The sequence below is a fragment of the Stenotrophomonas sp. 05L414_2 genome (genome assembly GCF_056397905.1).
Window position 1 is genome coordinate 1 of the sequence record NZ_JBFTOJ010000333.1, and the last position, 1,010, is coordinate 1,010.

At 35.7% G+C, this 1,010-nt stretch carries 1 protein-coding gene; it reads left to right on the top strand.

Annotated features, from left to right (window positions below):
- A partial coding sequence (locus AC1DJN_RS22115; protein ID WP_478040315.1) for a hypothetical protein occupies positions 1 to 991 on the top strand: 991 nt, incomplete at its 5' end.
- Positions 992 to 1,010: the final 19 nt, after the last annotated feature.

Here is a 1,010-nt window from a genome sequence, read left to right on the forward strand (position 1 = left end):
AAACCAAGCAGTCCAAACATTTATTACATACGGCAATCAAAAAGGAGATCGGCAACTCAAAGAAGAGCGCCTGCAGCAACTAGAAGAAACTTTGGCAGCACAAGATATTTATCCTGGTGGAAAAGTACATAGAGTGCTAGAAAAATTGATTTATGATCTTACATACAACGGCATTATCAAAGTAAGCCGAGAGCATTTGAGTAAAAAATTAGAGGTTGGCTTAAATACAATCTCAACAGCGTTTAAGTATTTGGAGCAATCAAAACTGTTTATCCTTTCTAGAAACAAATCAGGGAAAACGAATAGTGGTTGTCGTGTCATTTTGGATGTGCAGCACGTTAATTTTGAAAGTATTTTAAGTGGCATTTACCGTCTAACTGCTTATGAAATTGCAATCTTAAAAGAGGACTTTAAACATCTAAGTAAACATCAAAATAAACATCAGGATTTGGCTCAAAACGCTGTCATATCAAAGTCAAATGGCTCAAATTCGGATCTTAACTATAATAACCAAATTAAAATAATAAAAGATATAAAGACGTCTACTAAGCAGTCGTCTGATAAGAAAAATAATCTTTATAATCGTTTAAAAAATCTCTATCAAGCCCGTACAGGCTCTTTAGAAGGCTTTAAACCATTTGTGGGGGTTATTTATGGTTCATTTAAAAAAATCAAAGCAGAGGACAAGCTAACGCTGTCTCACGTGCAATTAGAAACGATTATGTATCAATCATTAGATGCAGCCATTTCTGCGAGTGATCAATACGTTAAAACAAACCGTGTAGCCTTACTAAGTGCCATTATTCGCAACAAAATCAACGATGTAACAGTAGTTCATTCATCTGTAGCATCAGAAAAACAAGTAGCTAGAAAAGTAGAAACAGTACCAGCATGGTTTGCGACTCGTCATGAGCCTGAAGAAGAAATAACAGAAGAAAAGAAAGCCTCCTATGCGCAAGAACGTGAGAGAATACTGGCTATGTTAAGGTAAAAGAGGATCGGTTTACCGA